The sequence below is a fragment of the Bacillus sp. AFS001701 genome (assembly GCF_002559405.1).
Classification (GTDB): domain Bacteria; phylum Bacillota; class Bacilli; order Bacillales; family Bacillaceae_G; genus Gottfriedia.
This window is the reverse complement of sequence record NZ_NTZO01000581.1, coordinates 1-7,728: the sequence shown is the minus strand read 5'-3', so window position 1 is coordinate 7,728 and position 7,728 is coordinate 1. Positions and strand designations below refer to the sequence as shown.

The 7,728-nt window shown below is 30.9% G+C and carries 6 protein-coding genes and 1 pseudogene; 1 reads left to right on the top strand and 6 read right to left on the bottom strand.

Annotation, left to right across the window (positions count from 1 at the left end; translation table 11 throughout):
- Positions 1-64 precede the first annotated feature (64 nt).
- The 3 genes from CN514_RS23485 to CN514_RS23475 all read right to left on the bottom strand — a co-directional run bounded on the left by CN514_RS23485 (position 65) and on the right by CN514_RS23475 (position 2,535).
- Positions 65-1,021 (bottom strand): nucleotidyltransferase family protein, encoded by a 957-nt coding sequence (locus CN514_RS23485; protein WP_098234642.1) that lies wholly within the window; start codon positions 1,019-1,021, stop codon positions 65-67.
- Positions 1,022-1,592: 571 nt separating this feature from the next.
- Entirely contained in the window at positions 1,593-2,024 is a 432-nt protein-coding gene (locus CN514_RS23480; protein ID WP_286141811.1) for an AbrB/MazE/SpoVT family DNA-binding domain-containing protein, read from the bottom strand.
- 310 nt (positions 2,025-2,334) lie between these two features.
- Complete coding sequence (locus tag CN514_RS23475; RefSeq protein WP_056474362.1) at positions 2,335-2,535, bottom strand: alpha/beta-type small acid-soluble spore protein; 201 nt, start codon at positions 2,533-2,535, stop codon at positions 2,335-2,337.
- A gap of 269 nt (positions 2,536-2,804) precedes the next feature.
- Here CN514_RS23475 and CN514_RS23470 point away from each other — a divergent pair, with 269 nt between their 5' ends.
- Positions 2,805-3,743 (top strand): patatin-like phospholipase family protein, encoded by a 939-nt coding sequence (locus tag CN514_RS23470; protein ID WP_098234641.1) that lies wholly within the window; start codon positions 2,805-2,807, stop codon positions 3,741-3,743.
- A gap of 85 nt (positions 3,744-3,828) precedes the next feature.
- On the opposite strand, the gene CN514_RS23465 is transcribed toward CN514_RS23470, so the two are convergent.
- The 3 genes and pseudogenes from CN514_RS23465 to ftsZ all read right to left on the bottom strand — a co-directional run.
- Entirely contained in the window at positions 3,829-5,142 is a 1,314-nt protein-coding gene (locus CN514_RS23465; protein WP_176526050.1) for a DUF4179 domain-containing protein, read from the bottom strand.
- Positions 5,135-5,638 carry a sigma-70 family RNA polymerase sigma factor gene (locus CN514_RS23460; RefSeq protein ID WP_286141810.1) on the bottom strand — a complete coding sequence of 168 codons (504 nt, stop codon included), beginning with the start codon at positions 5,636-5,638 and terminating at the stop codon, positions 5,135-5,137. The genes CN514_RS23465 and CN514_RS23460 overlap by 8 nt, the downstream gene beginning before the upstream one ends.
- 1,169 nt (positions 5,639-6,807) lie before the next feature.
- Positions 6,808-7,728 (bottom strand): annotated as a pseudogene (gene ftsZ / locus CN514_RS23455) (cell division protein FtsZ); the annotation flags it as partial.

The following is a 7,728-nucleotide window of genomic DNA, read 5'->3' as shown; positions in this document are numbered from 1 at the left end:
AATTTATACTTTCTTAATGTGCAAAAAGCCAAAGCATATTGCCTTGGCAGCTAATAACAATTATCTAAAAATCGCTAGGAAATATTCTTCGTTTAAAGTGATATTCAACCGAGCGATTATTAAACAGATTACTATAATTTACTTTAATCTTTTTAACTTCTAATTGTTTAATTTTCTCTTCTAATGACTTCTTATCCTCATTTGTTAATTTTCCATCTTCTGACAAACTTGAAATTTCATTTAATAATTCCTGAATCTTTTCATCACGAAATTCTTTTTCTTCGTTTTGTTGATAAATAGTCATTTTAGTATGAAGGATTGAATTGACCAATTCGTCGGCCCCACCCGAAAGTCTATTTAAAATTAAAAGCTGTTCATTTAATATCTCATTATCTAAATCATAAGGATACCTTAGTTGATGATCTATTTCACTCCAGCCTTCTTCAAATATCGTTCTTACTTGAATTTCGGCTAAATAATTTACTTTTGTCATTTGCGACTTAATCACATAATGCCATGATCGATATCCGGCATCATGAACTAAAAACTGGAACTTTTCCTCTTCAATATGCTGTTCACTTGTCATATCTCCTAAGCGATGGTAAATAGTCGCTTTTTCATGTAAATTCCAATTTTGTCTAATTGTCTTGTCTATATCTGCAGCCTGGTATTTATATAAATGTAATGCTCTTATACCAATTAGATCTGTAATTTCAGATTTATAATTCAAAACATTGATTTCATATCCTGAGTCTGATTTTTTACCTTTTATCGTCTTGCGAATAATCTTTTCAATTAAATGGTCAGGATATTTAATTCTTGATTTCACAGTATGAATTTCAGGGTTTTTACGGAGTATTTCTGAAATAAAAGTAGCTACTGTTTCAAGATTCGGTATTTCTGATATGTATTCATTAAAAATTTCAATATATTTTGACCAGTCTAAACAGTACTTTTCAAAATCCTGTTCATCGATTTTATATTTTTCAAAGAAATACTTTTGATTCTCTATTAGGCCCATACGTTATCTCCTTCTAACAATTCCATAACCATATCCTACCATATTTCTGGAAGAAACATACTTTTACAGAACAGAAATTGAGTACAAAAAAACATTCGTTTTTTTTGGCATTAAAGGAGTATTTATTTTTGCCAGGATTAATGGCTGTTCTATTTTTTTATCAATCTTATTATTAGAAAATCGAACAAATGACCTACTTTTAATATCTGTTCGTAAAAAATCTATCTATTTTCTAAAAAAACTACTTACATTAGAATGGATGTTCGTGTATAATAAAAACATCCAAACAAAACAGAACATACAATCTTAAAATTCAAGACAATTAAAGCCTAAGAGAAATTAAAAGTAGAACAAAAAAAGGAGATGTGAAAAATGGAAATTATCATTCTATGTAGTGTTTTATTATCTTGGTGTATTTTAGAGGGTTTTAACAAATTTGTAGTAAATCGTTGAAAGCACTGAAAAAGATTCTTAATATTACTTTAGAAAGGATAAACTCTCTTATTCCTTTAAACTAAATTCAAACAAAAAAGTGCTCTTCTCCTAAAGAAAAAGAGCACTTTTAGATTTATTATTTAGCTATGTATTCCTGCAATTCCTTAATAAGAATTTCTGCGCCGTATTTACTTACTACAATCTTTCCACTATCAAACGAGAAATTATTTTCATCAATAACTCCTGTTACCATACAAGCATTACTCGAAACAAATTGTCTAAGGATAATCTTTTGTTCCTCAATAAATACTTCAAATGGTTCATATTTATTAAGATTTAACATTTTTCTTAATTCCTTTGGTAAAACAATTCTTCCTAAGTCATCTAGTCTTCTGACAATTCCACTTAGACCGGAATTTTCATCATATTTTGTAAGAATAATCATACCTTCTTCAAAATGAATTTCAAAAGGAGCATTGTTCTCTAAATTCATTGTATTTCTTAGTTCTTTCGGTAGAACAATTCTTCCAAGATCGTCTAGTTTTCTAATAATTCCAGTTGATTTCATACTTGCAACTCCCCATTTATTTCTATCTCTTTATATACTCAATATAATTCTCTCTATTGTTACATTGAGTTTAGTTTAATAATACCAAATTATTTTAATTTTCTCTCTACTTAAATCGACTCATTTTTACTAATATTAATACAAATTAAATTAATTTGCTTGATATTTTATAGTAAACTTCCTTTTATTTAATCTTTTGTTTTTTGTTTTGGTAAAATTATGTAAAGTTTCTTAAAAGATTCAAAAAGAGATGAGTTAATCACTTGGTAACGAATTACCTTTAATTAACTCATCTCTCAAATTAAATCTTTTATCTTGAATAGCCACCGAGACTTTGTTCAGCCATTTGAACTAAACGTTTTGTAATCTCTCCACCTACTGAACCATTTGCACGAGACGTTGAATCTGGACCTAAATGTACTCCAAATTCTGTTGCAATTTCATACTTCATCTGATCGATTGCAGATTCAGCATTTGGTGAAACATATTGATTTGAAGACCTGTTTGCCATGATATGTAGCCCCTTTTAATAAAATTTTCTGATATAAGCTATCAGATTGCTGTTAGTATTTCATATTGAATTTAAAATATTCATCAAATACAAATAAAGATTCCCTAGATTGTTAAAATATTAATTTATCTGCAAAGATTGTCAGATTATTTCCCAAAAAATAAATTAGTTGATAAATATGATGGAATCAATAGCTAATCACACTTAAACAGAACCTCCATATATTATATTACTATAATTCGTTCTTTCTGAAAGGTAGGTGTAACAAAATGAAAGTAGATGGTATCTTTGAAGGAGGAGGAGTTCGAGGAATCGGGCATGTTGGTGCTATTTGTGCTTTTGAAGAAGAAGGTTATGAATGGGCACGTTTGGCAGGCACTTCTGCTGGCGCTATTGTTGCTACTCTTCTAGCATGTGGCTATACAGGGAAAGAATTAAAGGAAATTATGGATCATCTAGATTATAAGAAATTTATTACAAAAACATGGTTGCACTTTATTCCTTTAATCGGACTAGGATTAAATATCTTATTTAAAAATGGGTTATATAAAAATGATTTTGAAGAAGAATGGTTAGAATCTTTATTATCCAAAAAAGGAATTCGTTATTTCGATGATTTAGAAGAAGGGAAATTAAAAATCATTATTTCAGATATTAGTAATGGTAAAATGGTCGTTTTACCTGATGATTTACCCGATTACGGCTTATCAGCAAAAGATATAACAATCTCTCAAGCAGTTAGAATGAGTGGTACAATCCCCTTTTTCTTTCAACCAATTAAACTAAAAACTCCTAATTATAATTTTCCAATATTAATTGTTGATGGTGGAATTCTAAGTAATTTTCCAATTTGGATTTTCGATGACCATCAAGAATGGCCGACTTTTGGTTTTCGCTTAGTAGATGAAGAAATTATTGCGAAACCGCTGGATGGTCATAACCCAATTTCATTTTACAAATCAATATTTATAACGATGAGACAAGCTCACGACATTCGGCATCTAACAACAGAAGTAAATGAACGAACAATAAAAATCCCAACTGGTGATATATCAAGCACAGATTTCAATTTAAATAAAAAAGAAAAAGAAGCACTTTTCACAAATGGATACCAAGCCGCAAAAAAATTTCTTGGAACTTGGGATTTTGAAAAGTTTAAGCATAACTATCCACCTGAGCCTTACTGTCACAAGGTGAATAGTCTGTAGAACTAAAAAAACGCAATCTTTTCTTGATATTCATAGAAAAGATTACGTTTTTTTGTTTTTCCTATTTCCAGTCCGTTAAGTTATCTCATTTAATCCTTATTTTAGCATCCCCTTGAATATATTCAGGATAAAACGCAAGCTTAAGCTTTAATGGATTAACGTAATCTTTAGTAGAAATAGTTATTCCTACTATTTGCTTACCACCATCATGATATTCAGTTGATGCTGAACTAGTTTCAACTTCTTTGCCATTAGCATCAAAAATTGATTCAACCAATGAGTAATGAAATTCTATTTTTGTATTTAAGGTGAACTTCAATTCTGATCCTTCTTTTTTTAAGTCAGTTAAATAATTTCCTTTTGGCTGTTTAAGAATCTGTTGTTTCTCAGTATCAACTAAAATATAGTCTTCATCCTTATCAACTGCCTGTATCTTATTAATAACCAAATATAATTCTTTTGGATCTTTAAAGTAATTACTCTGTAAATAGATAATTCGTTCATTATCGCTAAGAATATTGGCAGTAGTTCCATTTGTTATTTTAGACCATACTTCGCCATTTTGATCAAGAAGTTCAAAATCAGTAAAATCTAGTATTTTCTTAGTATTATTTGGATCCATCTTTACTTGTACAGCTACACGGAGAGGATAAACTATAACTTTTTTAATTGTTATTTTTTGCCCTTCAATCATTACTGTTTTATTTAGTTCGTATATTTGTTTTGTTTTTTCTAGATTTTTTAAAGAGAATGGGATAGAAAATTGCTCTGAAACCACCTTACTCTTTATCTTTAAATCTAAGTTAAAATCTTTTTGCTCGTTTGCCTTCTGAAAAAAATATTCAATCTTACTAGTATAAGTATTTAACTCATTTTCTACTGGAACATCAAATGATGAAGAATGTTCTGGCAATTCTTCACCATTACTTGGTTTGAGACTCACTTCTTTTAAAGTTAAATTATGTTGTGTCTCTTTTGCATCAATCGTGTAAAAAATCACTATTCCTTGCTCATCAGCAATTACTGAATTAATCGTTACCTTAATTCCGCTTTTCTCTTGTGAAATATTAATTTCTTGAGCATATTTATTTTCTACAGCTGATATTAGTCCCTTATCATCACGAATAATCTTAACGATTTTCTCCATACCTGGAATATTTGTTAAATAATCAGCAAAGGTTGGCGATACACGAATACTTGTAAGAAATCCCAATAGAAGAATAGCAGCTGCAATAATAGACCAGATCTTAGATTTCCGTTTCGGTTTAGTTACTAACTTAGTTTCTTTAGCTTTTTTAAGTCCAATTTGGATAGCCTCATCAATTTCATCAATAGGTAACTCGACGTTTTCGTATTTTTCTTTCCACTTTTTTAGTTCATTTTCTTCTTTTTCAAACACGGCCTTTTTCTCCTTTCTCTTCAAGGATTCCTCTTAATGATCTCAATGCTTTATTCAACCAAGTCTTTACTGTACCTTCCGGACGATTCCACATAATTGCAATATCTTTGATTTTGATATCGTGAAAATATTTTAAATGTAATAGCTGTCGCTGTGTATCATCAAGCTGTGACATTGCTTCTTCTATTTCGATATAGTTATAGTCTTCGTTTGTACCTATCTGTGAAATATATTCATCATCGAAGGTTACTCTATTTTTCTTCTTTATATAATCCTGACAGTAATTAATCATAATCCGAATAAGCCATGTTTTTACATAACTTGGTTCTCTTAATGTATTTATGTTTTGATAAGCTCTAAAGGTTACTTCTTGAATTGCTTCAATTGCCTCATCTTTATTCTTCAAGTAGACAAGTGCAGTTTTATATAATGATATTTTATGCTCATGCATAATTGACAAAAATGCTTGCTCATCTCCTTTGATAGCCCTATCCACTAGACTATGATCCTGCAATCTCAATCCCTCCATCTCGATGTTCTATTCATTAGACTCCTGAGAGCTAAAAAAGTTTTAATCATTTTTAATTTTTTTGAATTAATTTCATAATGCATTTTTTATTAAACTTCCATCTACAGTGTTTGTTTGCTTTATCAAAAATAATATACAAATAATAGTTTTGTAGATTTTTTATAAATTCAAAAAGGAGTAATGTGCTATTAAAAAATGTGAAAAAATTAACAATAATGACAATAAATACTGGTTAATTTTTCCTTATAAATGTTAACATATTTCGTAACCGTTCACTAAAAAATTAGAGACAGATTTGAAAAAGATTAATTCCATTTTAACTTCTACGGTATATTTTTTGTGGGTGCAACAACCTATAGGAAACAGGAAGATAATATTATGAAATTAGCAAGAAATATATTAATTATATTTTCTTACATAATGTTTACGGTATTGATTATAGTTGGTCCGGAGTTTCATAAGTATAAATTGTATGTTCTTTTGTTACAGGTATTATTTTTTGTACAGGTCCATTTTTATTAATATTTATAGACTGGAAGAAAAAAAGAAATAAAGATAAGGCTAAAATCAACGGTAAATCGGAGTGAAATGGAAACTTACGTTAGTAGATTCATGGAGTTGAATTAGAATTTAATAGTCGCAGCTTATATAAAAGAGATAAAATTTTTTAAAAAAATCAAAATAAAAAGACATGAGCATCAGCACTCATGTCCTTCCCTACATCTATAAATCTATCTATTTCTGTTTTTTCGATTACGCAAGAAAGCCGGAATATATGAAGTTGAATCTTCCTTCTCATTATATCGGCCATATTCTTGTTGCTCATTATGGCGTCCGTAATCTTGTTGTTCTGTGTAACGATTTTGATCTTGTCGTTCTGAGTAACGGTTATACTCCTGCTGTTCATTATATCGGCCGTAATCATTTTGTTCATTATAACGCCCATAATCTTGTTGCTCATTATAGCGATTATAATCTTTTGGTTCATTGTAACGTCCATAATTTTGCTGTTCTGTGTATCGACTAGAGTCTTGTTGATCATTATAGCGACCGTAATCTTGCTGTTGGTCTACTCGATATCTCTGATCTTGTTGGAAGCGTTGCTCTCTATTATATAAGCTAGGTGCTTCTTCTATTGGTCTAGAAGGAGTTCTTACCATTTTCTCTTCTTTATCCGCAAATCCTGTAGCAATAACCGTTACAATAATTTCATCTTTTAAGTTTTCGTCGATTACCGAACCGAAAATCATATTTAATTCTTCATGAGATGCAGAAGCAACGATATCAGCAGCTTCTTGTACTTCAAATAGACTTAAGTTACGTCCACCAGTAATATTCATGATTACACCATGAGCTCCATTAATGGAAGTTTCTAGTAACGGAGAATTTAATGCCTTCTGAGCAGCAATTGTAGCGCGATCTTTACCTTTTGCAATACCGATTCCCATAAGGGCTGTCCCTTTATGAGACATGACCGTTTTAACATCAGCAAAGTCAAGATTGATTAATCCTGGTACTGCGATTAAGTCGGAAATCCCTTGAACCCCTTGTCGAAGTACATTATCCGCTTCACGGAATGCTTCGAGCATTGGTGTTTTTTTGTCAACTAGCTCCAATAATCGATCATTTGGAATGATTATTAATGTATCAACCGCTTCTCTAAGTTCTTTAATTCCACCTTCAGCGTTTGTTGCACGCTTTTTGCCTTCGAATTTGAAAGGACGAGTTACTACTCCAATAGTTAAAGCACCAAGCTTTCGAGCAATTTTTGCAACTTCAGGTGCTGCACCTGTACCTGTTCCGCCACCCATTCCAGCTGTAACGAAAACCATGTCTGCTCCTTTAAGTACTTCTTCAATTTGCGACTTACTTTCTTCAACAGCTCTTTTTCCAATTTCAGGATTTGCTCCTGCTCCTAAACCACGCGTCAACGTTGCACCGATTTGCATAGTTATTTCAGCTTTTGATTGTTTTAGTGCTTGGGCATCCGTATTAAAAGCAATGAACTCAACGCCCTCTACCCCATCTTCAATCATTCGGTTAACGGCGTTATTTCC